The sequence below is a fragment of the Affinirhizobium lemnae genome (genome assembly GCF_022968395.1).
Lineage (GTDB): Bacteria > Pseudomonadota > Alphaproteobacteria > Rhizobiales > Rhizobiaceae > Neorhizobium > Neorhizobium lemnae.
In genome coordinates this window covers 19,706-44,372 of the sequence record NZ_JALJQZ010000014.1, presented here as the reverse complement: position 1 = coordinate 44,372, position 24,667 = coordinate 19,706, and the positions used below count along the sequence as shown (strand labels likewise).

The following is a 24,667-nucleotide window of genomic DNA, read 5'->3' as shown; positions in this document are numbered from 1 at the left end:
AAAGCGCCAAGCGTTGAAAACCGGGGAGAACCAGCCCGAATTAGCCCTTATTTGCGGCATTTTCCAGCAGCTTTGTCATTTCTTCTATCACGGCTGGCTCGAGAGAGCCAATTCGCCGTGCCAGATGATTGGCAAAAGCTGTGTAGACGGGCGGGAGACCTGCCGTATCGATCACCACACGCGGGTCAGATTGTTCCGCAAGGCGGAAAAGTGCCTCCGCTTCATCCCAGATAATATGAAAATATCCCGCTACGCGCTGCAGAAAATCGAAGCTGGGACGTCCGCGCCTCCCATGCTCCAAGGCAGATAGGTAGGCGGAGGACACACCAAGCGCCGCTGCCATCTGCTGCTGCGTCACACCTTTGCGCCTGCGTAATTCGCGCAGTGCCTGGCCAAACGGCGTCACGTCTGTCCTCTCCGGCTGAGGCGGACATACAGGGCACCTTCACCGCCATGCTGGCGGGCTGCCGTTTCATAAGACGAAATAAGAAAGCGAAACTCGGTCTTGGAGAACCACAGCGGCACGGCCCGCTTCAGCGCACCCTCGCTGCCAAGCGAACTGCCTTTGCCGGTAATGACAAGCACATGGCGCAGTCCGCGTTCATGGGCGCGCAACAGGAAATCCAGAAGTATGCCGTGCGCCTCACTCTGGATCATGCCATGGAGGTCTATGCGCGCTTCGAGTGCCAGTCGACCTCTGGCGATCTTACGCTTGACGGGGCGCTCCAGCGGATGATGCTGGCCTTTCGGCTTCTGAACACCGTCCTGACTTTCAAGAGATTCCGACTGTCTTTTAGCCGGATTCGAAGGAGAGATCTGTTTAGGCTCTTGCATCTCTGCATCGAGGGCGTCTTCGAATTCAAGCAGCTGTTCCAGGCGCCCGGGCATAGGCCGCGTGGTGCGCGCGACCTTACCCCACAGAATTCGCTCATCCCCATCCAGCTTGCGACCGCTCATGGCATGAACCTGACCGCAGCCTGCTTCGGGACGAAGATAAAGAAAAGCGCATTGTTGCGCACTGTTCCCGCTTTCTCTCCTGCTTCGAAACCGGAGCCTGTGAAGATGTCACCGCGGGTTGGACCGACAATCGCCGAGCCCGTATCGAGGGCCAGCATTAGGCGCGCGAAGGGTAGCCCATCATCAAGATGAGTGAGACTTTCCGAGCGAATAAAAAATGGAAAACCAAATGTATGGATCAGTCTGTCAACAGCAAGCGAGCGTCCTGCAATCAAGGGAACTTTTGCCGCCGCAATGGGGCCGAGATCCAGGTCACTGACGTCCGCTTCCCGAAAGAAGATATAAGACCTGTTGCGCCAGAGAACCTCGTCTCGTTTAGTCGGATTCTCGTTCAGCCATGAGCGGATCGTCTGCATGGAGACTGTTGCAGCGTCAATCTCACCGCGATCGATCAGCAAACGTCCGATGGGTGAAAAAGGATGTCCAGCCTTTGCCGCATAAGTGATCCGCTTGACACGGCCATCTGGATAAAGAAGCCTCGCCGCTCCCTGCACATGCGTAAAGAAGACATCGACCTTCGATTTCGCCCAGGCAATCTCGAGACCCTGACCTTCCAGATAGCCCTGATCGATGGATTTTCGATCGGGGTATGGCTCAATTCCGTTCGCCGTTGGCCGTCCAAAGGCGTAGTAAGGGTCCATGCCTGCCGGACGGTTGGTCTTATCGACATCAACGAGATCAGACGGCCGACTATAAAACGGATATTGATAGCCGGATTCCTGCCTGTCGTTCACCTCGACTTCCGGTTCGTAAAACGCGGTCACGAAGCCGGTCTGGATGCCATCGGGACAGATTGCAAAGGGAACGCAGGTTTCCTCAAAAAATGTACGCGCCCCGGCAGCGCTTTGGGGTTGACCCAGAGTTTCCGCCTTCTCCAGCAAGGGAATCAAATCCTGCGTGGAAAGGCCGAGCGCGCCTGTCTTATAGGGCTTTCCCTGCCGCAAGTAGTTCAAGCAATGGCGCATACCCTCGAAGACGGGACGCGGATCATCCGTGTTCCAGCCTTCAACATCGGCAAAGTCGATCGCACGAAGTTGCGGCAGATTATGTGTCATTGTTCGGATTCAGTCGCGACCAGTTTCCAATTTGGATCACGCGAGCGAATGTCGCGCGCGAAAGTCCAGATGTCGATCACCTCGCCGACAGTTTCCGCATCACCATCGACAATCTTGTTGTCGCGGTCGTAGGTCGCCGAAATGAGCTGGCTGACGATTTTCAACGTGATCAGCTCTTCCTGATCCTTGATGGCCGCTTGCAGAAAGTCTGTCTTGTCTATTCCGACGAACGTGGACTTGATGACCTCACCACGCGCTTCGCGCTCGGTGATGGCCGCATTGAAGCCGTCGTAGACTTCCTTCGAAAGAAGCCCCTTCAGGGTCTTCCTGTCTCCATCAGCAAAAGCCATGACGATCATCTCATAGGCCATTCTGGCACCGTTGAGAAAATCCTTGGGACGGAAGGAGGGATCTGCCTTGATCAGATGGCGCAGACCCTCATTCAATTCGGTCCCGGGCTTCGCAATCGCATCGACTTCCACCCAGCGCTGCTCTTCGTCAACCGTCTCCCGTCGAGGCAGAGTAACGACCTTTTCTTCCTCACTGCCAGTGGTTTTGATTGATTGGCGCGCGCTGAAGGGATCGGCAGGGGGTTTTTCGTGGCCAGTCCTGCGTCCAAGGACGCTTCTCAGCTGCAGAAAGATCAGCACAGCGGCGACCAGAAAGAACAAAGTTATAAAGTCGTTCGCGCCCATTTTCACCCGCAGTTGGTTGGAATATCTCTTTGTACACCTCATATAGTCTGAACTGTCCTGCATTCAAATAGTGCTGAGGACTTCAAACGTCTTGAAACGCGAGTCGACACATTGCCATGCGCAACACTTTTTTTCCTTTGGTCCTCCTTGCTTTGCCGCTGGCAGAGATCGCAGGCTTCGTCATTGTTGGAAAATGGTTGGGTGTGTTCGGAACGCTTGGCCTGATCATCCTGTCCGGGCTGGTGGGAACGTTGCTCCTACGTGTCCAGGGTCTCGGAGTTTTGCGGCAAGTTCAGGCCGACAGTCGACTTGGGCGTGTTCCAGCGGAAACAATTGGCCACGGAGCCATGATGGTTGTTGGCGCTATCCTCTTGATAATTCCGGGATTCATTACGGATATCGTGGGATTGATCCTGTTCGTCCCCTTCATTCGTCGCTGGATCTGGAAGCGCATGGCGCAGCGGATCGTCGTCAGGTCTTCGTTTACGCAGACGTCCGGCGCGAACCCCTCATCAACGATGCGCGAACAGGTTATCGACCTCGAAGACAACGAGTATCAACGTAAACCGAATCCATCATCGCCCTGGTCTTCGGGACCGGATCCGAACGACCCGAAACTCGGCTCCTAGCCTTGTCCGCAACCCTGCGAACGGGTTGTAAGGGTCACACTGAAGTGATAGACGGCGCTAAAGATAAAGCCGAGGAACAGCCAATGGCCAATGAAGACGATCAGAACCCATCCCTCACAATTCTTGCGCAGTACACGAAGGACCTGTCCTTCGAAAATCCAGGCGCTCCGCGTTCACTGCAGGCACGCGACAAGGCTCCCGGCATCAATATCAATGTGAACGTCAACGCGAACCCGCTGTCCGATACGGAATTCGATGTCGTGCTGTCGCTCAGCGCGGAAGCCAAGGATGGCGATAAGGTCGTCTTTGCAACGGAACTGGTTTACGGCGGCGTTTTCCGCATCACTGGATTCCCGCAGGAACATATGCTGCCGGTGCTTTTCATCGAATGCCCGCGGCTGCTCTTCCCGTTCGCGCGTCAGATCATCTCTGATGTCACGCGCAATGGCGGCTTCCCACCGCTGATGATCGACCCGATCGATTTCGGCCAGATGTTTGCACAGCGTCTTGCCCAGGAAGAGTCACGTTCCTCGTTGAACAGCTGACATTCCCATTCACGAACATTCAAAAGCCCGGCATCGACCGGGCTTTTTTTGTGACGATCGCACTGACAGAGGCGGATGCGCCAACAACCGGTATCAGGAGGAGTAGCGGGTCCAAAGGGCCTTTGCCCCAATACTGCCGATCATGGCCTGATGCGCCTCGATTTCGACTTGCGTCAGCCGGGGCGCGAGGGGTCTCGGGCGGGCGGAGATTGTGACCTCGATGTCGTCAGCCTCATTGATCGTTCGCGCAGCTTCAGATCCACCCAGCACCAGAGCTGCTTGCCTTCCGCCGATCATTTCAATGTACACTTCGGCAAGAAGCTCGGAGTCGAGAAGTGCCCCGTGTTTCGTGCGATGGGAGTTGTCTATCCCGTAACGTCGGCAGAGAGCATCCAGAGAATTTGGTCCAATGGGATGCTTTCGGCGGGCCAGCGCCAAAGTGTCGATGACATGTTCCGGAGAAACGGGCGGGATCCCGAGCCTGTCAAACTCGGCATTGATGAAACCCATATCGAATGTTGCGTTATGAGCGATCCATTTCGCACCGTCGAAGAAGGTTCTCAGATCATCAACAATTTCGGCGAAGACCGGCTTGTCCTTGAGGAAATCGTCTGTGATCCCATGAACTGCCAAAGCATCCGGATGGACCTTGCGGTCGCCTGGGTTGATGTAGACATGAAAGGTCCGACCGGTCGGAAAATGGTTGAGGAGCTCGATGCCACCGATTTCGATCACACGATCAGCTCTTGTTTCAAGACCTGTGGTTTCCGTATCGAATATGATCTCACGCATGATTTTCCGCTTCCTCGTTCGCCGCTGAGCGAATTGTCTTCAAGACCTGTATGACCTGACGACGCGCTTCCTCGATGCCTTGCCCTGTATCAATGACAAAGTCTGCGCGTTTGCGCTTTTCAATATCCGGCATCTGACGAGAGAGAATCAGGTCGAATTTCTCTGCCGTCATGCCCGGCCTCGCCAAAACGCGCTGCCTCTGCAGGTCCGCCTCGCAACTCACGACAACGATGACGTCAACCCGGTCTTCCGCGCCCGTTTCAAACAGCAGCGGAATATCCAGAAGAACGATATTCTGGCCAACGGATTGCTGCCGCTCAAGAAAGGCGCGCTCACGCTCGCGCACAAGCGGATGGATGATGGCCTCCAGTTCCTTGAAGCGTTCAGGGTGGAGTGCAAGTTGGCGGGATAATTCGGTTCTGTTCACCACGCCGTTTTGGGAGGTACCGGGAAAACTATTTTCGATAGCTGCCACGGCACTCCCGGCATAGAGTTCGTGGACAACCTGATCGGCATCATTAACCGGCACGCCCTGCTCGGCAAACAGCTTCGCAGTCGTGGATTTTCCCATGCCAATCGAGCCAGTAAGGCCAATGCGGATCATTGGTGCTTGTCCATATCCGAAATGACGAGCTGACGCAGTTGCTCATCGACCGCCGGTCGCTTGCCAAACCATTTCTCAAAACCGGGAACTGCCTGATTGAGCAACATGCCCAGTCCATCCACGGTCGTCTTTCCCTGCCGTTCCGCCTCTTTAAGCATCGAGGTCTTCAGCGGCACGTAGACAATATCGGTGACAATCGCATCGTTCTGCATGCCCGTAAAATCAATTGCAATCGACTCCTGTCCGTCCATGCCAAGAGAGGTGGTATTGATGAAGAGGCCTGCTCCGCTCATGACCTCGCGCAAGGCACCCATCTCATGCGCATGAACACGGGAGCCAAACCGGTCGGCCAGTTCCCTCGCCCTTTCCACCGTACGGTTGACGACATGGATTTCGCCAATCTTTCGATCACGCACCGCCTGAATCACAGCGCGGCTGGCGCCACCTGCTCCAAGGATGACGGCCTTGTCGGCCTTCGCCCAGCCTGGTGCTCGCTGATCGAGATTGGCAACAAAACCATATCCGTCTGTATTAGTCGCGTGGACCAAACCATCGGTGACCCACAGGGTATTGGCCGCCCCAAGTTCCTGAGCAAGTTCATCCGGTCGGTCAGCAAGTTTGCATGCGACTTCCTTATGAGGAATGGTGACGTTCCCACCACGAAACTTTTTCGAGGTCCGAAGGTCAGCGAAGAAAGTCTCAAACTGCTCCGGAGCCACGTCAATCGCTCGATATTCGCCGGCTATTCCAAAACCATGTAGCCAATGCGTATGGATCATCGGCGAGCGTGAATGATGGATGGGATGACCGACCACGAAAGCGGTTAACGTTTCACGTGAATCAGACATCAATCACTCCCAGATTTCGGAGGGCCTCTAAAAGAGGAAGCATGGGGAGACCAAGGATGGTGAAATAGTCGCCGTCAATGCGTGAGAAGAGATGGATCCCCTCTCCTTCGAGCTGATACGCTCCCACGCTTGTCATGACCTTGTCTCCAACGCGATCAAGATAGCGTTCGATAAATCTGTCCGAAAGCTCGCGGACATGGAGGGAGGCCGAGAATACCCCTTCCCATTCAACATGACTGCTGCGGACAATGGAGATTCCGCTATTCAGATAATGAACGTTGCCGGAGAGGGCGATCAAGGTCGCTTTTGCCTCTTCGCGGTTCTTAGGCTTGTGAAAGACGTGCTCGCCGAGAGACATGGTCTGATCTGAACCGATGACAAAAGCATCCGGATACCGTTGGCTGACATCCATCGCTTTTGCGCGCGAGAGATGCTGCGCTACCTCTCTGGGGCCTGCTGCACTTTCCTGCAGCTCAGCTTCAATTTTTCGCTCGTCTATATTGGCAGCAGACCATTCAAACACCAGTCCGGCGTTTTCCATCAAGCTGCGGCGAAAAGGACTGGACGAAGCCAGAATGAGTTTCGGTTGCAAGGCGGCACCTCGTTGCTTCCGTTTTCGGTTAGCGCAGCTTCGGGCGTAGAGCAACGATAGCCGCAGCCGTTTCTTCAATAGAACGACGAGAGACATCGATAACGGGCCATTGGTGGCGCGCGCACACGGCGCGTGCGTACTTAAGCTCCTCAATGATACTTGCACGGTCTGTATAAGGGCTGGGGTCAAAACCCTTGGTCTGGCCGAGTTCCCTGTTCTCCCTGACCTGTGAAATACGATCGGTCGTCGCAACCAGACCGACGATCAGGGGCTTGGTCGCTTTCAACAGACTTTCCGGTAAAGGTGTACCCGGCACGAGCGGTACGTTCGCGACCTTGATTCCACGATTGGCGAGATAAATGCTGGTGGGCGTCTTCGACGTGCGGCTGATCCCGACGATCACGACGTCAGCCTCATCATACTCTTCAGCCATCTGACCATCGTCATGATCCATGGCGAAATCCAGAGCCTCAATGCGTCGAAAGTAATCGGCATTCAGGACGTGCTGCGCTCCAACGCGACGACGTGAGCGTGATCCCAGATAGGCCTGAAATACCGCAAGCACCGGCTCAAGCAAATTGACCGACGGAACTCCCAATTCCTTGCAGCGTTGATCGACATAGTCTGCAAGTAACTGGTCAACGATGGTGTAGAGCACGATACCCGGCTTTTCGTCGATATGCTCCAGAACCGGCAGTAGCTGCTGCTTGTTCCGAATGAGTGGATAGACATGCTCGATCGGATTGGCGCCACGAAACTGGGCAGATGCTGCCCTGCCCGCAGAGATCAGCGTCTCTCCCGTTGAGTCAGATATCAGATGGAGATGGAAGAAGTTTCTGCGGTTCTCCACGCTAATCTCGCTTCGCTGTTCATAACCTGGGATAGACAGGCCGTTATTGGGACCGAGGTATCCGGGAGCGGGATAACAGCCGACTTATCCACATTTGGGTCCGGCAACCGATAGCTTATCCAGCCGCTGTGGGAAATGTGGACAATATGGCGCAGATCATGGCTTTTCCGAAGTTATCCACAAAGTGAAAGGGCTGGTCGTTGCGATATGTGACTGATTTTCATCCGTAAAATGAGTTGTCCCCACTATTGGGTACATTTGCTTCTTCCCAGCGTGATTGTCTTTTGCTGAAGCGAGGAAACGGGACGATCTGTGCAACAGACTTTATCCCTGATAGTCACCGACTCTAAGAATCAGAAAATCTAAAGATTCTAGATTTCTTTATTTTAAGGGAGACGGTCGTGAGCGCTGTGAGACGCAAGCTTCTCGAAGTTCTGGACGGAGCGACTGTCTCGCCTCCACCGATCTGGCTTATGAGACAGGCTGGGCGTTATCTGCCGGAATATCGAGAGACGCGCAAGCAAGCGGGAAGCTTTCTGCAGCTTTGCTATTCTCCCGAACTGGCCACGGAAGTGACACTTCAACCCATCCGTCGCTATGGGTTTGACGCTGCAATCCTGTTCTCAGATATCCTCGTGATACCGGACGCGCTGAAGCGTAACGTGCGTTTCGTCGAGGGCGAAGGCCCTCGCATGGATCCGATCGACGAAGCAGGCATTGCCGCTTTGGACGGCAAGAACGTTCTGTCGCATCTCACCCCCGTCATGCAGGCTGTTTCCAGCATTCGCCGTAGTCTTCCAGAAGAGACAACGCTCCTGGGATTCTGTGGTGCACCATGGACCGTCGCTACCTATATGATCGCCGGCCGTGGGACACCGGATCAAGCACCGGCACGGCTGTTTGGCTATCGTCACCGTGAACGGTTCCAGTATCTTCTGGAATTTCTGGCCGATATTTCTGCCGACTATCTGGTTGCCCAGATCGATGCGGGCGCCGATGCGGTGCAGATCTTTGATTCCTGGGCGGGTGTTCTGGGTGAAGATGAGTTCCAGGAATTTGCGGTCAAGCCGGTCGCTCGCATGATTGCGTCTGTGAAAGCCCGTCGTCCAGGAGCGAAGATCATTGCCTTTGCCAAAGGCGCCGGGATGAACCTGAAACACTATGGGCAGCAGACAGGCGCTGATATGATCGGACTAGACTGGTCTGTGCCTCTGAGTTTTGCGGCAGAACTGCAGAAGGATGGCCCTGTTCAGGGCAATCTGGATCCGATGCGCGTTGTAGCAGGCGGTCGGGCGCTGGAGGAGGGTATAGATGCCATCCTCCAGGTGTTGGGTAGCGGACCACTCGTTTTCAATCTCGGCCATGGTATCACGCCGGAGGCTAACCCGGACCATGTGACACAACTCGTTGCTCAAGTTCGCGGATCTCACAATGGCTGACGAGCTGCAAACGCATGAAGCGACTGGACGTCGAGCCCGTTTCAAGGCTGCCATCGCGCTCGTGGTGTTTCTGGCGCTTCTCGCTTTACCCTACATCCTGGTGCCAGATCAGTTCTATCTTTGGGCAAAGGCCTTTCACGTCATCGCCGTGATTTCGTGGATGGCCGGTCTTTTCTACATGCCCAGGCTCTTCATTTATCACACCGATGCGCCGGAGGGCTCTGTCCAGTCTGAAACGTTCAAGGTGATGGAGCAACGCTTGCTCAAGGTCATCATGAATCCGGCCATGATGATTTCATGGCTCTTCGGGCTGTATCTTGCCTGGGAAGGCTTCCGGTTTCAGGGAGGCTGGCTGCATGCCAAAATTCTGGCTGTCGTTCTGCTGACCCTGGCTCATGTCCATCAGTCGCATTGGGTAAGACGATTTGCGAAGGACGCGCCTAGAAAGCCTGCGCGCTACTGGCGAATGATGAACGAAATCCCGACCGTATTGATGATTCTGATCGTAATCCTCGTGATCGTGAAGCCCTTCGCTTAAGATTTGAGCGCGTACCCCTTGCAGGTCGCCGGTGAAGCGGCTATTTCTACTTCACTCATCCCCATGGCTTGTCTGTACAGTCTGACTTCCGCGGCGCTCGCGGTGACGCACCTCAGCATCACGCCAAATTCCCATTCAAATTCAAAGCGGTCCCTTCTTCATGGCTGAAATGAAGCTTCAAGAACTCAAGAGCAAATCACCGACTGATTTGCTGACCTTTGCCGAATCACTGGAGGTCGAGAACGCGAGCACTATGCGAAAGCAAGAGCTCATGTTCGCAATATTGAAAGTTCTTGCGAGCCAGGACGTCGAAATCATCGGTGAAGGCGTTGTGGAAGTTCTGCAGGATGGCTTCGGCTTCTTGCGATCGGCCAATGCGAATTATCTGCCTGGTCCGGATGATATCTACATCTCCCCTTCGCAGATTCGCCGTTTCTCGCTGAAGACCGGCGACACTGTCGAAGGACCGATCCGTGGGCCCAAGGAAGGCGAACGTTATTTCGCACTTCTAAAGGTCAACACGATCAATTTCGATGATCCGGAAAAAATCCGCCATAAGGTTCACTTCGATAACCTGACGCCGCTTTATCCGAACGAACGCTTCAAGATGGAGCAGGACATCCCGACATCGAAGGATCTGTCATCACGCGTGATCGATCTGGTCGCTCCATTGGGTAAAGGCCAACGCGGTCTGATCGTGGCACCCCCGAGAACCGGTAAAACGGTTCTGCTACAAAATATTGCTCATTCCATCACTGCAAATCATCCCGAATGCTATCTTATCGTTCTGCTGATCGACGAACGTCCGGAAGAAGTGACGGACATGCAGCGTTCCGTTCGCGGCGAAGTTATTTCCTCCACGTTCGATGAACCCGCAGTACGCCACGTTCAGGTCGCTGAAATGGTCATCGAAAAGGCGAAGCGTCTTGTCGAGCACGGTCGAGATGTTGTCATTCTGCTCGACTCCATCACCCGACTTGGTCGAGCCTACAACACGGTTGTGCCGTCATCCGGCAAGGTCTTGACCGGTGGTGTTGATGCCAACGCCTTGCAACGCCCGAAGCGTTTCTTTGGTGCGGCCCGAAACATTGAAGAAGGCGGCTCGCTGACGATCATCGCGACCGCTCTCATCGATACTGGCAGCCGTATGGACGAAGTGATCTTCGAAGAGTTCAAGGGTACGGGCAATTCTGAAATTGTTCTGGACCGCAAGGTTGCTGACAAGCGCATCTTCCCGGCGATGGACATTCTCAAGTCAGGTACCCGTAAGGAAGACCTCCTCGTTCCGCGCCAGGATCTTCAGAAGATCTTCGTGCTCCGGCGTATTCTTGCGCCGATGGGAACAACCGATGCCATCGAGTTCCTCATCGACAAACTCAAGCAGACCAAGAACAACGGTGATTTCTTCGATTCGATGAACACCTGATTCAAGCAGAATTCAGCAATTAGCCGGATTCGGCCTGTGAGGCTGTATGGTCGTTCCTACAATATTCGCGCTATCATCCGGCTCTGCCCCATCCGGAGTTGCGGTTATACGCATCTCTGGACCTTCTGCGTTTGATATCGTCGGCCGGATGGCTGGTTCATTGAACAGAATCAGAGGAATGAACCTCAGAACGATTCGGGATCGAAACAATTCCAAAATCGATCAAGGTCTCATTCTGACGTTCCCTGGTCCAGCTTCGTTCACTGGCGAGGACTGCGTTGAACTTCAGATTCACGGAGGTCGCGCCATTGTAGCAGCAATCAGCCGTGAACTCCTGGAACAAGGCTGCATTGCTGCCGAAGCTGGAGAATTCACCCGACGTGCCTTTCGCAATGGGAAGATGGATCTTGTCGAGGTCGAGGGCCTGGGCGATCTCATCGCCGCAGACACGGAAATGCAGCGAAGGCTGGCCATTGAACAGGCAAGCGGCGGATTGTCCCTATTGTATCAAGGTTGGGCAAACCGTCTGACCCACGCTCGCGCCATGATCGAGGCCGAACTCGATTTTGCTGACGAAGAGGATGTACCGGGAAGTGTTTCGGACCGGATATGGCCCGATATTACGCTTCTCCACCGTGAGATCCTAAAGCAGGTGACCGCCACTCAGAGCGGTCGTTTGGTCCGGGACGGCTTCAATGTCGTTATCGCCGGTCCACCCAATGCCGGAAAGTCCAGTCTCATTAACGCCCTTTCTGGGCGAGACGTCGCGATTGTTACCTCGCTCGCGGGCACGACTCGTGACCTCATTGAGGTCGAGCTGGATATGGACGGGTTCCTTGTCAGACTGGTTGATACCGCCGGAATCCGAGAGACCGATGACGTGGTTGAGCGTGAGGGTGTCAGGCGAGCGAGGCGAGCGGTTGAATCAGCAGACCTCGTTCTTGATCTCAGTGAGATCGATTCACCAGCGGAACAAACGTCATTTTTGACCGATGCAAAACGGTTGCGTGTTGGAACCAAAGCCGATTTGCATCCTCTCGGAGACACGCATTATGATGCTTACATCAGCGTCAGCCTTCCACAGACCATCGACCATCTCCGTTCATTGATTCTGCAAGAGCTAAAGCAAAGCTGGGAAGCCATATCGTCGCTCGGCGTTGGACGATTGCGTCATATCTCGCATCTCCAACAGGCTTCCATTTTCATTGAAGACGCGTTAAAGCAAAGCGATATCGTGCTTAGGGCTGAGAGCTTGCGCCTGGCCTCCGACGAGCTCGGCCGGATTACCGGTCGCGTGGATGTTGAAGATCTACTTGGGGTCATCTTCTCCGAGTTTTGTATCGGCAAGTGACTCACGTGAAACACTGCTAGACGCAGAGTGGACGCTATGACCAAATTTGACGTGATTGTAATCGGCGGTGGCCACGCCGGCTGTGAGGCTGCATCTGCTGCTGCTCGACTAGGTGCCAAAACAGCGCTCGTTACGCATAAGCGAGAGACCATCGGCGTGATGTCCTGTAACCCGGCCATTGGCGGTTTGGGCAAAGGCCACCTCGTCAGAGAGGTCGATGCGCTCGATGGTCTCATGGGTCGGGTCGCCGATCGTGCCGGTATTCAGTTTCGACTGCTGAACCGCAAGAAGGGGCCCGCCGTACGTGGTCCCCGTACACAGGCTGATCGGCGTCTGTATCGCGAAGCAATGCAAAATGCCATTTCAGAGACGCCCAATCTTGTGGTCATCGAGGGCGATGCTTTCGATCTTATCTTGAATGATCGCCTTATATCCGGTCTCGTTCTAGCCGACGGTAGGCAACTCTCCTGTCGGGCGGTCGTCGTTACAACCGGCACCTTCTTGCGCGGAATGATCCATATCGGAAACGAAACGAGACCAGCTGGACGCGTCGGAGAGGATCCCTCTCTTGGTCTATCACGGACTTTCGAGCATCTCGGTATCAAGCTTGGTCGACTCAAAACTGGAACCCCAGCCCGCCTGGACGGTCGAACAATTGATTGGCAATCCATCGGTAAACAGGCCGCCGACGATCAGCCAGTGCCATTTTCCTTTATGACGGACCACATCACGAATCGGCAGATAGAATGTGGTGTAACCCGGACGACCGATCAAACGCACAAAATCATTTCAGACAATATCCACAAGTCCGCAATGTATTCCGGTCAAATTAGTGGAGTAGGTCCACGCTATTGTCCGTCGATCGAGGACAAGATCGTGAGATTCGGTGAACGGGACGGTCATCAGATTTTCCTGGAACCGGAAGGACTTGATGATGACACGGTCTATCCGAACGGGATATCGACATCCTTGCCTGCCGACGTGCAGGACGAATTCATCCGAACGATCCCCGGTTTGGAGCAGGTTAATATACTCCAGCCAGGTTATGCTATCGAGTATGACCATGTCGATCCTCGAGAGCTAGGTGCTGATCTTCAGGTTCGCACCGTGGAGGGATTGTTTCTGGCTGGCCAAATCAATGGCACGACAGGTTATGAGGAAGCTGCAGCACAGGGGTTGGTTGCTGGGTTGAACGCCGCCCGGCGGGCTGGCGGGCAGGACTCTTTCATGTTCAGTCGCACCGACTCCTATATTGGTGTGATGGTCGATGACCTGACGAGCAAAGGGGTCACAGAACCTTATCGGATGTTCACATCCCGAGCAGAGTATCGCTTGACGCTGAGAGCCGATAATGCGGATGCGCGTCTGACGCCAATCGGAAACGCGTTAGGGCTAGTCGGACTTGACCGTCAAGAGCGGTTCACGTCATTTGAAAATGAACTCTATCATTTCAGATCTGTCCTGCAAAACAGTCAGATCACACCCAATCAGGCTGCTGCATTCGATGTTCACCTGAATCAGGATGGACAACGCAGAAGCGGCTATGATTTGCTCGCTTATCCAGACATCTCTTTCGATACCGTTATGCGCATTTGGCCAGAACTTGGTGCGTGTTCTACAAAGGCAAAAGAGGCCCTGGAAATTGAAGCTGGCTATGCGGTCTATCTTGATCGTCAGCGTCAAAGCGTGGAAGCGGTTCGCGCGGACGAAGAGCGAGTCATTCCGGATGATTTTGATTATGGTGCAATTTCAGGTTTGTCGAATGAGCTGCGAATAAAGCTTTCCAAGGTGAAGCCGAGAAATATTGCACAGGCATCTAAGGTGGACGGTATGACGCCAGCGGCACTCGCGTTGCTGCTGACGTTGGTCCGTCGATTTAACCGTCCCGCCGATGAGCTGGAAGCGAGCGCATAAGATGAAGTTAAACGGGATGGCTGTTTCACGTGAAACAGAAGAGCGACTCAATACGTATGCCGAGCTGTTTAACAAATGGGCGAAAGCCATCAATTTAGTCGCGCCCTCGACTAAAGGCGATCTTTGGAGCCGCCATTTTGCAGACAGCGCTCAAATCTATCAGCTCAATCCTGAACCCTGCCAATGGCTTGATCTCGGGTCTGGCGGTGGTTTTCCAGGAGTTATCACAGCTATTCTCTTGGCAGAAACAGGGTCTGGCTGGGTAGATCTTGTGGAGAGCAATCACAAAAAGGCTTCGTTCTTACGAACTGTACTCAGCGAAACCGGTGCTCGTGGCTCCGTCCATACAGTGAGGATTGAAGACGCGCCTGCCGTCATTTCAAAAGACATCAATGCGATTTCGGCAAGGGCTCTCGCGGAACTTCCGCTTCTGCTCGATTACTGCAGTCCATGGATGCAGAATAGGTCGGGTGTCACCGCTTATCTTCACAAAGGGCGGGATTATCAAACAGAGGTTTTGAAAGCCAATAGAAGTTGGACCTTTGATCTGTTAAAACACGCAAGCCAAGTGGAAGAAGATTCAGTCGTGCTACAGATCTCAGGTCTCAAGCGCGCATCGTAACAGGTCGCGGGTGTCAAAATGCAGGAACCTAATCGCATTATTGCAATAGCGAACCAAAAGGGTGGCGTGGGAAAGACAACGACTGCCATCAACCTTGCGACAGCACTGGCTGCAATTGGTGAGCATGTCTTGATCGTTGATCTGGATCCGCAAGGAAATGCAAGCACGGGCCTCGGTATTGATCGGCGCAATCGTCATCTGTCCTCATTCGATGTGATGATGGGAAATGCGTCTGTGAGCGAGGCAGTTGTGGCAACCGCAGTTCCAAATCTTTCAATCGTCCCCTCTACGATGGATCTCCTAGGCTTGGAGATGGAGATTGGTCGCGAAAGCGATCGAGCATTCCGTCTGCGTCGAGCTCTGTCCCAACCGGATGCGCAAGGATACAGCTACGTCCTGCTTGATTGCCCGCCATCTTTCAATCTTCTCACTGTCAACGCAATGACGGCCGCGCATTCGGTGCTTGTGCCGCTCCAATGTGAGTTCTTTGCCTTGGAAGGGCTGAGTCAATTGCTTGAAACTGTAGATCAGGTTCGGCAGAGCGTGAATCCGCATCTGGATATTCAGGGAATCGTTCTGACAATGTTCGATGCGAGAAACAATCTCGCACAGCAGGTCGTCAATGATGTGCGAACATACCTGGGTGACAAGGTTTATCACACATTGATACCTCGGAATGTTCGAGTGTCGGAAGCGCCATCCTATGGCAAGCCCGCTATCTTGTACGACCTTAAATGCGCCGGTAGCCAAGCCTATCTTCAGTTAGCATCTGAAGTTATCCAGAGAGAGCGCCGTCGTAAGGCGGCTTGATCAGGACGTTTGAACGGAAAAAATAGGAACCAGTACAGTGGTTGATGATCCTTCACGGCGCCGTCTTGGGCGTGGCCTGGCTGCCCTCATTGGGGAAATGGATCAGGTCGCCCCTTTGGGCGAACAACAAGCAAAACCCGTGAATCCAGATCGCCTCGTTCCAATCGAGCTGATTACCCGAAATCCTCGAAACCCTCGTCGGATGTTCGATGAGGCGGAATTGCATGATCTCGCTGCGTCATTGCGGCAACACGGGATCGTGCAGCCAGTTGTCGTGCGTACAATTCCTTCAGGTTTTGAGATTATTGCTGGCGAGCGCCGATGGCGTGCAGCCCAGTTGGCTGGGCTTATTGAAATTCCGGTTATCGTGCGTGATGTGGATGATCGTACAGCGTTGGAAATCGCAATTGTTGAGAATGTCCAACGCTCCGATCTCAATCCGCTGGAAGAGGCTCTCGGCTACGAGCAACTGATCGCCGAGCATGGCTATACACAGAATGATCTTGGCGAAATCATCGGTAAGAGCAGAAGCCATGTTGCAAATAGTTTGCGCCTGCTGAAGCTTCCGGAGCCTGTTCGCGATTTGCTGGCCGGCGGCAAACTGTCAGCCGGTCATGCTCGTGCACTTGTCTCCACCTCCGATCCCACCGGATTGGCGAAGGTCATTGTCAATAAGGGTATGTCTGTTCGGGATGCCGAGCGCCTCGCGCAAAATGACATCAAGGCGCAGTCAGAGCCGCCAAAGCTTGCTCCGATACAAAACAAAGATTCAGATACGCTTGCTCTTGAACGGTCGTTGAGCGACTCTCTTGGTCTTGAAATCAAGATCAGTCACAGGGGTGGTAGCGGACATATCAAGATCAACTATAAGACGTTGGAGCAGCTGGAAGAGGTTTGCCGGTTGCTGGAACGACGCTGAACGTCTTGTTAAGCCGGCTTATGAGGTCTTTCTGTCAGATTTTCAATGCGGCCTCAGCGCTGATAGAGGGAAGCGACAGCCGGCATGTTAGGATCTGTTTGCGCGCTGAGATTGAAGCGCCGATGCAAGGAGCGTCTGAAACGCTATCGAGTCATCCAACTGTGCCTGCTGACGTGACTGATAAATCGCGGTGTGCAGCCTCTGCGTCTCACGGGCCAATGAAGTTGATGACCAATTTCTCAGTGCCTTCTCCATTAAAGGCTTACGCTTGAAATGAATATGGCGACCTGAGGTTTGCATGATTTGAGCGCTCTGCAAACGCTTCTCTTCCATTTCTGCTCTCATCGCATCGAGCATTTGGAATGTTCGTAAGCAGGACTGCAAAACAAGAAAGATCGGCTGCTTAGATTGGACAATTTTCTGGATTGCGCGGTGAAGACCGTCAAGGTCACCCGCCAGGACACAATCCACTGCATCATCAGCCGAGATGGCACTTGCGTCTCCGATGATATCGGTCACGTGGTACTGCTCGATTTGCTTCAGCTGCATACAGTAAAGGACTAGTTTTCGTATCTCGTTTCGAGATGCGACACGATCTCCACCGAGTGCTTCAAGCAGGGTAGTGCGAGCTTCGGGAGTGATCCGAAGATCAGCTTGTGTCAATTCCTGATCGATCAAGGCATTGAGCGCCTTTACATCGTCTGAATAGCACGGAATGGAGACGGCCATTTTCGCTTGCTCTGCATTTTTTCGCAGAGCGCTACCCTTCTTCAGATCGCCACCTTCGATGATCAGTATGTTGTCGGGAATTCGGCCTGAGTCGATTGTCGCAACCGCGTCAGCCACAATCTTCTCAGAGCCCGATCCGCGTAGGTGAATGACTTTTTGCCCGCCAAACAAACCAAGTGAGTTGACTTCGTCGATCAGCCGGCCAGGATCCCCCTGCAGTTCCAATAGATCGAGACGCGTATAGGAAAAGGGGTCATCGACGTTTACGCCTGCTTTTTCCGCAAGCATCTTCGCACGTTCCGACACTAGACCTTTATCAGGGCCATAGACTAGGAAAATACGATAGAGTTCGGTTGCTCGTGAGAGCAACCGATCAAATTCGTGCGCTTTGATTTCGGCCATAGTCTATTTGGAAAGCGCCATCGCCAAATCCGCCCGGACGAATTCCGCGACTTCGTTCGCCGCCCGGTTCTCGGCATCCCGATAGGCGCGCAACTTCGCAAATTCCTGATTGCTCAGATCGAGCAGTGCGGTCGACGAGCGGGTAGCCGATTTCAGCACTTGACCATCTTTTATACGTGTCAGTGCATAGGTAGCAGAGACGGTGACGCGCCCCGGAAGAACCGCCGCTGCGATCTCGTCGTCGAGAATATTGGCACGGGTGGACGTGACGGAGAGTTGAAGCTGATATTCAGCGAGTGTAGGTTCGCCAGCCCCACCACCCGTCAGGAAGACAAGGCGATTACGAACCTCCTGTCCGACGCGGTCACCAAGAGGGTTGATCTTGATGGCAGCCATCTTCACCGGAACTCCTCCGGCCGAAGAATAGAGCGGGCGAGCCTGGCAGCCCGCAAGGGCTGCCACAATTGCAATCGATGCCACGGCGCGACCGATTTGCCGCAGGGCGGAAGAACGCTCAAACAACAATGTTGATGATCCTCTGTGGGACGATAATGATATTCTTCGGTGCGCTACCGGAAAGAGCAGCCTGAACCGCCTCCAGCTGCAGGACCGCAGCTTGAACCGCATTCTGGTCTGCGTCACGCGCGATTGTCAATTCGGCACGCTTCTTTCCGTTAATTTGGACCGGAAGAGTGACCTCGTTATCAGCAACCAGAGCCGGGTCGAAGGCAGGCCAAGTAGCTTCTGCGACAAGACCTTGATTGCCGAGCACAGACCAGCACTCTTCCGCAAGATGGGGGGTCATTGGCGCGACGATCTGGATCAGGATATGTGCAGCATCACGGACAGCAGCAACATAGGTATCATCCTGCGTGCCTGCTGCCACCTGCGTCAGGGGAGATGCAAGAGTGTTCACCAGTTCGTAGATGCGTGCAACGGCCTTGTTGAACGCCAGCTTGTCATAGTCCTGTTGAACGGCCTGCAAAGTCTTGTGTGCGGCCTGTGAAACAGACAGCGCAGCGCCTTCCTTGGCGGGGTTCGCCGCAACCTGGCTCAAAATAGGTGCCGCTTCCGAGACAAGGCGCCAGACGCGCTGGACGAACCGGTGCGAGCCCTCAACTCCGGCCTCAGACCAGATGACATCGCGATCGGGAGGCGAGTCGGACAACACGAAGAAGCGGGCAGTGTCGGCACCATAGGAAGCGATGATGTCGTCGGGATCCACGACGTTCTTCTTCGACTTCGACATCTTTTCAATCGAGCCGATGGCCACTTCCGCCCCGGAACTCAAGAGGAAGGCTTTGCGGGCACCATCAACCTCTTCAATACGGATATCCGCGGGTGCGACCCACTGGCCGCTCTGGCCTTCGCCGAGGCGGTAGGTTTCATGAACCACCATGCCCTGCGTAAAGAGGCCCTTGAAGGGTTCCTTTAGGTCGAGATGACCCGTCTCGCGCATGGCGCGCGTAAAGAAGCGCGAATAAAGGAGATGCAGGATCGCATGCTCGATGCCGCCGATGTACTGGTCCACGGGAAGCCAGCGGTTGGCCACTACCGGATCTGTCGGATTGTCTTCCCAAGGCGCTGTGAAGCGGGCGAAGTACCAGCTGGAATCCACAAAGGTGTCCATTGTGTCCGTCTCACGACGAGCAGGCTTGCCACAGCATGGGCACGCCACATTGCGCCAGGTCGGGTGACGGTCCAGCGGGTTTCCGGGTACATCGAAGGTCACGTCATCCGGAAGCTGAACGGGCAGATCTTTCTTCGGCACCGGGACGACGCCACAGTCTTCGCAATGAATGACCGGGATCGGGCAACCCCAATAGCGTTGGCGAGAAACGCCCCAATCTCGCAGGCGGAAGTTCACCTTACGGGCAGCCTGTGGAGCGTTCCCAAGTTGCTGGGATGTCAGCAGATCGGCTACCTTCTGGAAGGCGGCGTCTGTCGTCAGACCATCCAGGAATCGGGAATTGATCATCACGCCGTCACCGTCATAGGCCTCGGTGCCCACGGTGAAGCTGGCTGCATCGCCACCTTCCGGCATGACCACTGGAACAACGGAGAGATCGTACTTGCGGGCGAAATCCAGGTCGCGCTGATCGCCAGACGGGCAGCCGAAAATGGCGCCTGTGCCGTAATCCATCAGGACGAAATTCGCGATGTACACCGGAACTTCCAAAGCTGGATCGAGCGGGTGCCTGACGAACAGGCCTGTATTGTAGCCCTTCTTCTCGGCTGTTTCGAGCGCGGCAAGCGATGTGCCCTGACGACGGCATTCCTCGCAGAAATCCTGGATCTCGCTGTTGGATGCCGCCAGCGCCTTGGCGACAGGGTGATCTGCCGAGATCGCGAGGAAGGATGCGCCAAACAGAGTGTCAGGACGGGTCGTATAGACTTCAATTTCGCTGCAGTCCGCAGCAGTACGGCTTGCTTCCGCCAGTTCCCAGCGAATGGTCAGGCCTTCAGAGCGACCGATCCAGTTCTTCTGCATCAGACGCACCTTTTCCGGCCACTGGTCGAGGCCGTCCAGCGAATCAAGCAGGTCTTGTGCGAACTCTGTAATCTTGAAGAACCACTGGGTCAGTTCGCGCTGTTCGACAAGTGCCCCGGAACGCCAGCCGCGCCCTTCGATGACCTGCTCATTGGCGAGAACAGTCTGATCGACCGGATCCCAGTTGACTTTCGACTGCTTGCGGTAGACCAGACCCTTTTCCATCATGTCGAGGAACAGGTGCTGCTGACGCTGATAGTAGGCGACGTCGCAGGTTGCGAACTCCCGCGCCCAATCCAATGAAAGGCCCATGGATTTCAGCTGGCCGCGCATGGTGGCAATGTTCTGGTAGGTCCAGTCCTTCGGATGAACCTTGTTCTGCATCGCTGCGTTTTCTGCTGGCATGCCAAATGCATCCCAGCCCATGGGATGCAGAACGTTGAAACCACGCGCACGCTTGTAGCGAGCGACGACATCCCCCATGGCATAGTTGCGCACGTGGCCCATATGTATGCGGCCCGATGGATAGGGGAACATCTCGAGCACGTAATATTTGTCGCGCGTATCGCTGTTGTCTGTCTCGAAGGTTTTCGATTCGGACCACTTTGCCTGCCAACGGGGTTCGGCATCCCGCGGATTGTAACGTTCGGTCGCCATTTCAGAGAATTCCGGGTATGAATACAGTTGCGGTGACCTTCATCACGAAAGGCGTTGAGCGTCAAGTTTTTGAGGCTCGTGAGGGTCAGAACGCGATCAATCCCTTGGCATGGACCTGCTTACTCGCTAACTGCGATGCAGCAGAACAATTGAGGCAAGGCGATGACTGTCGAAGAGCGACTTCAGGACGTTAAGCAGAAGATTTCGATGGCGGAACGGGATGCGGGCCGCGCGGAAGCATCGGTAACGCTGGTTGCCGTTTCCAAAACTTTCGATGCTGATGCGATTCGCCCCGTTATTTCAGCCGGTCAGCGCGTGTTCGGTGAAAACCGTGTTCAGGAAAGCGAAGGAAAGTGGCCACAGCTGAAGGCGGAAACTCCTGGCATCGAGCTCCACCTTATTGGTCCTCTGCAATCGAACAAGGCGGCTGACGCAGTTGCGCTTTTTGATGTCATCGAAACCATTGACCGGGAGAAGATTGCCCGGGCGGTGGCAACAGAAATGCAAAAGCAAGGCAAGACCGTTCGGCTTTATGTGCAGGTCAATATCGGAATGGAGCCGCAAAAGGCCGGTATCGAGCCGAAACAGACGGTTGCTTTCGTCAATTTCTGTCGCGATGAACTGAAGCTGGAGATTGAGGGCCTGATGTGTATCCCTCCCGCGGAAGATCATCCTGGTCCCTATTTCGCATTGCTTCGCAAGTTGGCGGATGAGGCGGGCGTGTCCAAGCTCTCCATGGGAATGTCGGGTGACTTCGAAACGGCTATTGGTTTTGGTGCCACCAGCGTCCGGGTCGGTTCCGCGATTTTTGGTCATCGCTGATAAAGCGCAAGAGGCGTCCCTCTTTCGTCGGGCTTTCCACGCGCCTTCTGACCTCCTAATCTGTGTGCTCGAATATGTGCGGCAGACGATGGGAGGATCAGATGCACGCAAACAGCCGATATCGCGAGGTCTATCAGGACTGGCAACAGAACCCGCAAGCGTTCTGGGCGAAGCAAGCGGACAATCTTCACTGGTTCAAGCAGCCGGACAAGATTTTCGACGAATCACAGGGCGTCTATGGGCGCTGGTTCGTCGGAGGCGAAACCAACACCTGCTATAACTGTCTCGACAGGCACGTAGCAGATGGCAAAGGTGCCCAGCCCGCCCTCATTTATGATAGCGCCATGACGGGCGAGAAGCGCGTCTATACCTATAACGAAGTGCTGACGGAAGTTCAGGCTATTGCTGCTGTTCTGCAAAACCTGGGCGTTGAAAAAGGCGACCGGGTCGTCATCTACATGCCGATGGTGGCAGAAGCGACGTTCTCCATGCTGGCTTGCGCGCGTCTCGGCGCGATCCACTCGGTGGTTTTCGGGGGCTTTGCGGCCCATGAGCTGGCAACGCGGCTGGATGACTCGCAGGCCAAGATCGTGATCAGCGCCAGCTGCGGATTGGAGCCCGGGCGCGTCGTTCCCTACAAGCCATTGCTCGACCAGGCCGTTGATATGGCAAAGGTCAAGCCGCAGGCCTGCATCATCCTGCAACGAGATCAGCATCATGCGGTGCTCCGGTATGAGCATGGCGACATGGATTTCGCTCAGGCGGTGGAGGCGGAGAAGGTCAAGGGCACACAGGTGCCTTGCGTTCCGGTTCTCGCAACGGATCCGCTTTACGTGCTCTACACATCCGGGACGACCGGCCAGCCTAAAGGCGTCGTACGCGATAATGGGGGCCATATGGTCGCCCTGCTCTGGAGCATGCGCAACTTCTTTGGCGTGAAACCCGGTGAAACATTCTGGGCGGCTTCGGATATCGGCTGGGTCGTCGGCCACTCCTACATCGTCTACGGACCGCTGATTGCGGGGAATGCCAGCGTCATCTTCGAAGGCAAGCCGATCGGCACTCCGGATGCCGGCACCTATTGGCGTATCGTGCAGGATCATGACGTCAAGGTCATGTTCACCGCTCCGACGGCCTTCCGCGCCATACGCCGGGAGGATGGTGATGGTGAACATATTGCGCGCTACGATACGTCTGGCCTGCGGGCTCTGTTTCTGGCGGGTGAACGGGCCGATACCGAGACCATCAAGTGGGCCGAACGCATGCTGAAGGTGCCGGTGATCGACCACTGGTGGCAGACCGAAACAGGATGGCCTGTCGCCGGAAATCCTGTTGGGCTCGGTCTCATGCCCGTCAAATATGGTTCCCCTACCCTTCCCATGCCCGGTTATGACCTCCAAGTGGTGGACGATGCCGGACACCCGGTCCCTGCCAATACGCTTGGCAACATCGTCCTCAAACTGCCGCTTCCGCCGGGATGTCTGGTCAGCTTCTGGAATGCGGACGATCGATTCCGTACGTCCTGCCTGGAGGAGTTTCCAGGCTACTACAAAACCGCGGACGCCGGTCTGGTGGATGAAGATGGCTACGTATTCGTCATGGCGCGGACCGACGACATCATCAACTGCGCCGGTCACCGTCTGTCGACAGGTGCCATGGAAGAAGTCTGCGCCATGCATCCTGATGTGGCGGAGTGTGCCGTCATCGGCGTCGCAGATGCGCTGAAAGGTCAGATTCCGTGCGGCTTCCTTGTGCTGAAAGCCAAGGTTGATCGTGATGAAAAACTGATTGCCAAGGAAATCGTGGAGCTCGTTCGCAACGAAATAGGTCCCGTCGCCGCTTTCAAGAATGTCATGGTCGTGACGCGTCTGCCCAAGACACGGTCCGGCAAAATCTTGCGTGGCACCATGCAGAAGATTGCGGATGGATTACCTTGGAAAATGCCCGCGACCATCGATGATCCCACTATCCTTGATGAGATCAGCGAAATTCTGCAGAAGCATGGATATTGCGAGCCCCAGAAAGCTCTAGCCGGCTAACCAAAATAGGAAGTCAGATTCTCTTCCAATAAAAAAGCCGGTTCGCAAGGCCGGCTTCTTCAATACGATCCACCAAAGATCAGAAGCGATCTTCTTCCTCGTCGTCATCCCGACGCGTGGACTTGAGCGATGAAAGCTTGGCGAAGACAGCGTCTGCATCCAGTTCTTTTTCTTCTTCGCGCTCGTAACGGTAACCGAGATTTTCGGTCTCGTTCGCGGCCTGCAGTGTCGCGCCGAGTTCCGCTGCTGTCGGCAGCGGACGGTTTTTCGATGCGCGTTCTACTTCCAGATCGAGATCGATCTGGCTGCAAAGGCCCAGCGTAACCGGATCCATCGGCGTCAGGTTGGCAGCGTTCCAATGGGTACGCTCGCGGATCTGCTCAATGGTCGATTTTGTCGTCCCGACCAAACGCGAGATCTGCGTATCCTTGAGTTCCGGGTGGTTGCGAACCAGCCAGAGAATGGCATTGGGACGATCCTGACGCTTGGAAACCGGGGTGTAACGCGGGCCGCGGCGCTTCGATTCCGGAACGCGAACCTTCGGCTCGGAAAGCTTCAGCTTGTAGTTGATGTCTTTCTCGGCGCGTGCGATCTCGTCGCGGGAAAGCTGGCCGGTCGCGATCGGGTCCAGGCCCTTGATGCCCTGCGCTGCTTCACCATCCGCAATTGCTTTCACTTCGAGCGGATGCAGCTTGCAAAACTGAGCAATCTGATCGAAGGAGAGTGCCGTGTTGTCGACGAGCCAGACTGCGGTCGCCTTCGGCATAAGCAATTGTTGAGCCATGGATATGATCCTTCTATCGTCCGCGCCGGTGTCGCGGGCCGTGGGCTGTTAACCACAATTTCCGGGAATTCGTCGCGTCTATAACTCGATTGCGATC

25 protein-coding genes are annotated in these 24,667 nt (G+C 54.8%); 12 read left to right on the top strand and 13 right to left on the bottom strand.

Going from position 1 to position 24,667, the window contains the following annotated elements:
- Nucleotides 1-40: 40 nt before the first annotated feature.
- From MUU53_RS11205 to MUU53_RS11190, 4 genes are read right to left on the bottom strand one after another with little or no spacing between them, the layout of a single operon-like run.
- Nucleotides 41-406: a helix-turn-helix domain-containing protein gene (locus MUU53_RS11205; protein WP_247260979.1), complete on the bottom strand. Its 366-nt coding sequence runs from the start codon at nucleotides 404-406 to the stop codon at nucleotides 41-43.
- A complete protein-coding gene (locus MUU53_RS11200; protein ID WP_247260978.1) occupies nucleotides 403-957 on the bottom strand; it encodes a Smr/MutS family protein in 555 nt (184 codons plus the stop codon). Before MUU53_RS11200 ends, MUU53_RS11205 begins: the two co-directional genes overlap by 4 nt.
- Nucleotides 954-2,072 (bottom strand): murein transglycosylase A, encoded by a 1,119-nt coding sequence (mltA, locus tag MUU53_RS11195; RefSeq protein WP_247260977.1) that lies wholly within the window; start codon nucleotides 2,070-2,072, stop codon nucleotides 954-956. The genes MUU53_RS11200 and mltA overlap by 4 nt, the downstream gene beginning before the upstream one ends.
- Nucleotides 2,069-2,767 carry a Tim44/TimA family putative adaptor protein gene (locus MUU53_RS11190; RefSeq protein ID WP_247260976.1) on the bottom strand — a complete coding sequence of 233 codons (699 nt, stop codon included), beginning with the start codon at nucleotides 2,765-2,767 and terminating at the stop codon, nucleotides 2,069-2,071. The genes mltA and MUU53_RS11190 overlap by 4 nt, the downstream gene beginning before the upstream one ends.
- Nucleotides 2,768-2,883: 116 nt before the next feature.
- Between MUU53_RS11190 and MUU53_RS11185 the strand changes: the two genes are divergently transcribed.
- Together MUU53_RS11185 and secB are read left to right on the top strand one after the other, a co-directional pair.
- Nucleotides 2,884-3,396 (top strand): FxsA family protein, encoded by a 513-nt coding sequence (locus MUU53_RS11185; RefSeq protein WP_247260975.1) that lies wholly within the window; start codon nucleotides 2,884-2,886, stop codon nucleotides 3,394-3,396.
- An 83-nt stretch (nucleotides 3,397-3,479) separates the two neighbouring features.
- Nucleotides 3,480-3,941, top strand: a complete 462-nt coding sequence (secB, locus tag MUU53_RS11180) for a protein-export chaperone SecB (protein ID WP_062557277.1) — start codon at nucleotides 3,480-3,482, stop codon at nucleotides 3,939-3,941.
- 93 nt (nucleotides 3,942-4,034) lie between these two features.
- Here secB and dnaQ read toward each other — a convergent pair whose 3' ends face one another.
- From dnaQ to MUU53_RS11155, 5 genes are read right to left on the bottom strand one after another with little or no spacing between them, the layout of a single operon-like run.
- Nucleotides 4,035-4,733, bottom strand: a complete 699-nt coding sequence (dnaQ, locus tag MUU53_RS11175; protein ID WP_247260974.1) for a DNA polymerase III subunit epsilon — start codon at nucleotides 4,731-4,733, stop codon at nucleotides 4,035-4,037.
- Nucleotides 4,726-5,337, bottom strand: a complete 612-nt coding sequence (coaE, locus tag MUU53_RS11170; RefSeq protein ID WP_247260973.1) for a dephospho-CoA kinase — start codon at nucleotides 5,335-5,337, stop codon at nucleotides 4,726-4,728. The genes dnaQ and coaE overlap by 8 nt, the downstream gene beginning before the upstream one ends.
- The gene (locus MUU53_RS11165; protein WP_247260972.1) at nucleotides 5,334-6,185 is read right to left on the bottom strand and encodes a shikimate dehydrogenase; all 852 of its coding nucleotides are present in this window, start codon (nucleotides 6,183-6,185) and stop codon (nucleotides 5,334-5,336) included. The genes coaE and MUU53_RS11165 overlap by 4 nt, the downstream gene beginning before the upstream one ends.
- Nucleotides 6,178-6,777: a Maf-like protein gene (locus tag MUU53_RS11160; RefSeq protein WP_247260971.1), complete on the bottom strand. Its 600-nt coding sequence runs from the start codon at nucleotides 6,775-6,777 to the stop codon at nucleotides 6,178-6,180. The genes MUU53_RS11165 and MUU53_RS11160 overlap by 8 nt, the downstream gene beginning before the upstream one ends.
- A 28-nt stretch (nucleotides 6,778-6,805) precedes the next feature.
- Nucleotides 6,806-7,627 carry a pyruvate, water dikinase regulatory protein gene (locus MUU53_RS11155; protein WP_247260970.1) on the bottom strand — a complete coding sequence of 274 codons (822 nt, stop codon included), beginning with the start codon at nucleotides 7,625-7,627 and terminating at the stop codon, nucleotides 6,806-6,808.
- Between the two features lie 401 nt (nucleotides 7,628-8,028).
- Between MUU53_RS11155 and hemE the strand changes: the two genes are divergently transcribed.
- From hemE to MUU53_RS11115, 8 genes are all read left to right on the top strand, one after another.
- Nucleotides 8,029-9,066: a uroporphyrinogen decarboxylase gene (gene hemE / locus MUU53_RS11150; RefSeq protein ID WP_247260969.1), complete on the top strand. Its 1,038-nt coding sequence runs from the start codon at nucleotides 8,029-8,031 to the stop codon at nucleotides 9,064-9,066.
- Complete coding sequence (hemJ, locus tag MUU53_RS11145; protein WP_247260968.1) at nucleotides 9,059-9,604, top strand: protoporphyrinogen oxidase HemJ; 546 nt, start codon at nucleotides 9,059-9,061, stop codon at nucleotides 9,602-9,604. Before hemE ends, hemJ begins: the two co-directional genes overlap by 8 nt.
- A 160-nt stretch (nucleotides 9,605-9,764) precedes the next feature.
- Nucleotides 9,765-11,030 (top strand): transcription termination factor Rho, encoded by a 1,266-nt coding sequence (gene rho / locus MUU53_RS11140; RefSeq protein ID WP_137133652.1) that lies wholly within the window; start codon nucleotides 9,765-9,767, stop codon nucleotides 11,028-11,030.
- Nucleotides 11,031-11,076: 46 nt separating this feature from the next.
- Nucleotides 11,077-12,381, top strand: coding sequence for a tRNA uridine-5-carboxymethylaminomethyl(34) synthesis GTPase MnmE (gene mnmE, locus MUU53_RS11135; RefSeq protein ID WP_247260967.1), 1,305 nt, complete (start codon nucleotides 11,077-11,079; stop codon nucleotides 12,379-12,381).
- 36 nt (nucleotides 12,382-12,417) lie between these two features.
- Complete coding sequence (mnmG, locus tag MUU53_RS11130; RefSeq protein ID WP_247260966.1) at nucleotides 12,418-14,295, top strand: tRNA uridine-5-carboxymethylaminomethyl(34) synthesis enzyme MnmG; 1,878 nt, start codon at nucleotides 12,418-12,420, stop codon at nucleotides 14,293-14,295.
- 1 nt (nucleotide 14,296) lies between these two features.
- Nucleotides 14,297-14,917, top strand: coding sequence for a 16S rRNA (guanine(527)-N(7))-methyltransferase RsmG (gene rsmG, locus MUU53_RS11125; protein WP_247260965.1), 621 nt, complete (start codon nucleotides 14,297-14,299; stop codon nucleotides 14,915-14,917).
- Nucleotides 14,918-14,935: 18 nt separating this feature from the next.
- Nucleotides 14,936-15,727 carry a ParA family protein gene (locus tag MUU53_RS11120; protein ID WP_137133656.1) on the top strand — a complete coding sequence of 264 codons (792 nt, stop codon included), beginning with the start codon at nucleotides 14,936-14,938 and terminating at the stop codon, nucleotides 15,725-15,727.
- 37 nt (nucleotides 15,728-15,764) lie between these two features.
- Nucleotides 15,765-16,646 carry a ParB/RepB/Spo0J family partition protein gene (locus MUU53_RS11115; protein ID WP_247260964.1) on the top strand — a complete coding sequence of 294 codons (882 nt, stop codon included), beginning with the start codon at nucleotides 15,765-15,767 and terminating at the stop codon, nucleotides 16,644-16,646.
- Nucleotides 16,647-16,733: 87 nt separating this feature from the next.
- Here the strand turns inward: MUU53_RS11115 and holA are convergent, their stop codons facing one another.
- From holA to leuS, 3 genes are read right to left on the bottom strand one after another with little or no spacing between them, the layout of a single operon-like run.
- On the bottom strand, nucleotides 16,734-17,777 hold the full coding sequence (holA, locus tag MUU53_RS11110; protein WP_247260963.1) for a DNA polymerase III subunit delta: 1,044 nt from the start codon (nucleotides 17,775-17,777) through the stop codon (nucleotides 16,734-16,736).
- Nucleotides 17,778-17,780: 3 nt separating this feature from the next.
- Nucleotides 17,781-18,302 carry an LPS assembly lipoprotein LptE gene (locus MUU53_RS11105; protein WP_247260962.1) on the bottom strand — a complete coding sequence of 174 codons (522 nt, stop codon included), beginning with the start codon at nucleotides 18,300-18,302 and terminating at the stop codon, nucleotides 17,781-17,783.
- Complete coding sequence (gene leuS, locus MUU53_RS11100) at nucleotides 18,292-20,925, bottom strand: leucine--tRNA ligase (protein ID WP_247260961.1); 2,634 nt, start codon at nucleotides 20,923-20,925, stop codon at nucleotides 18,292-18,294. Before leuS ends, MUU53_RS11105 begins: the two co-directional genes overlap by 11 nt.
- Before the next feature lie 162 nt (nucleotides 20,926-21,087).
- On the opposite strand from leuS, the gene MUU53_RS11095 reads away from it, so the two are divergent.
- Together MUU53_RS11095 and MUU53_RS11090 are read left to right on the top strand one after the other, a co-directional pair.
- The gene (locus tag MUU53_RS11095) at nucleotides 21,088-21,747 is read left to right on the top strand and encodes a YggS family pyridoxal phosphate-dependent enzyme (RefSeq protein ID WP_247260960.1); all 660 of its coding nucleotides are present in this window, start codon (nucleotides 21,088-21,090) and stop codon (nucleotides 21,745-21,747) included.
- Nucleotides 21,748-21,848: 101 nt separating this feature from the next.
- Nucleotides 21,849-23,786 carry a propionyl-CoA synthetase gene (locus MUU53_RS11090; protein WP_247260959.1) on the top strand — a complete coding sequence of 646 codons (1,938 nt, stop codon included), beginning with the start codon at nucleotides 21,849-21,851 and terminating at the stop codon, nucleotides 23,784-23,786.
- A 79-nt stretch (nucleotides 23,787-23,865) separates the two neighbouring features.
- On the opposite strand, the gene MUU53_RS11085 is transcribed toward MUU53_RS11090, so the two are convergent.
- Entirely contained in the window at nucleotides 23,866-24,570 is a 705-nt protein-coding gene (locus tag MUU53_RS11085) for a DUF1013 domain-containing protein (RefSeq protein WP_247260958.1), read from the bottom strand.
- Nucleotides 24,571-24,667 lie beyond the last annotated feature (97 nt).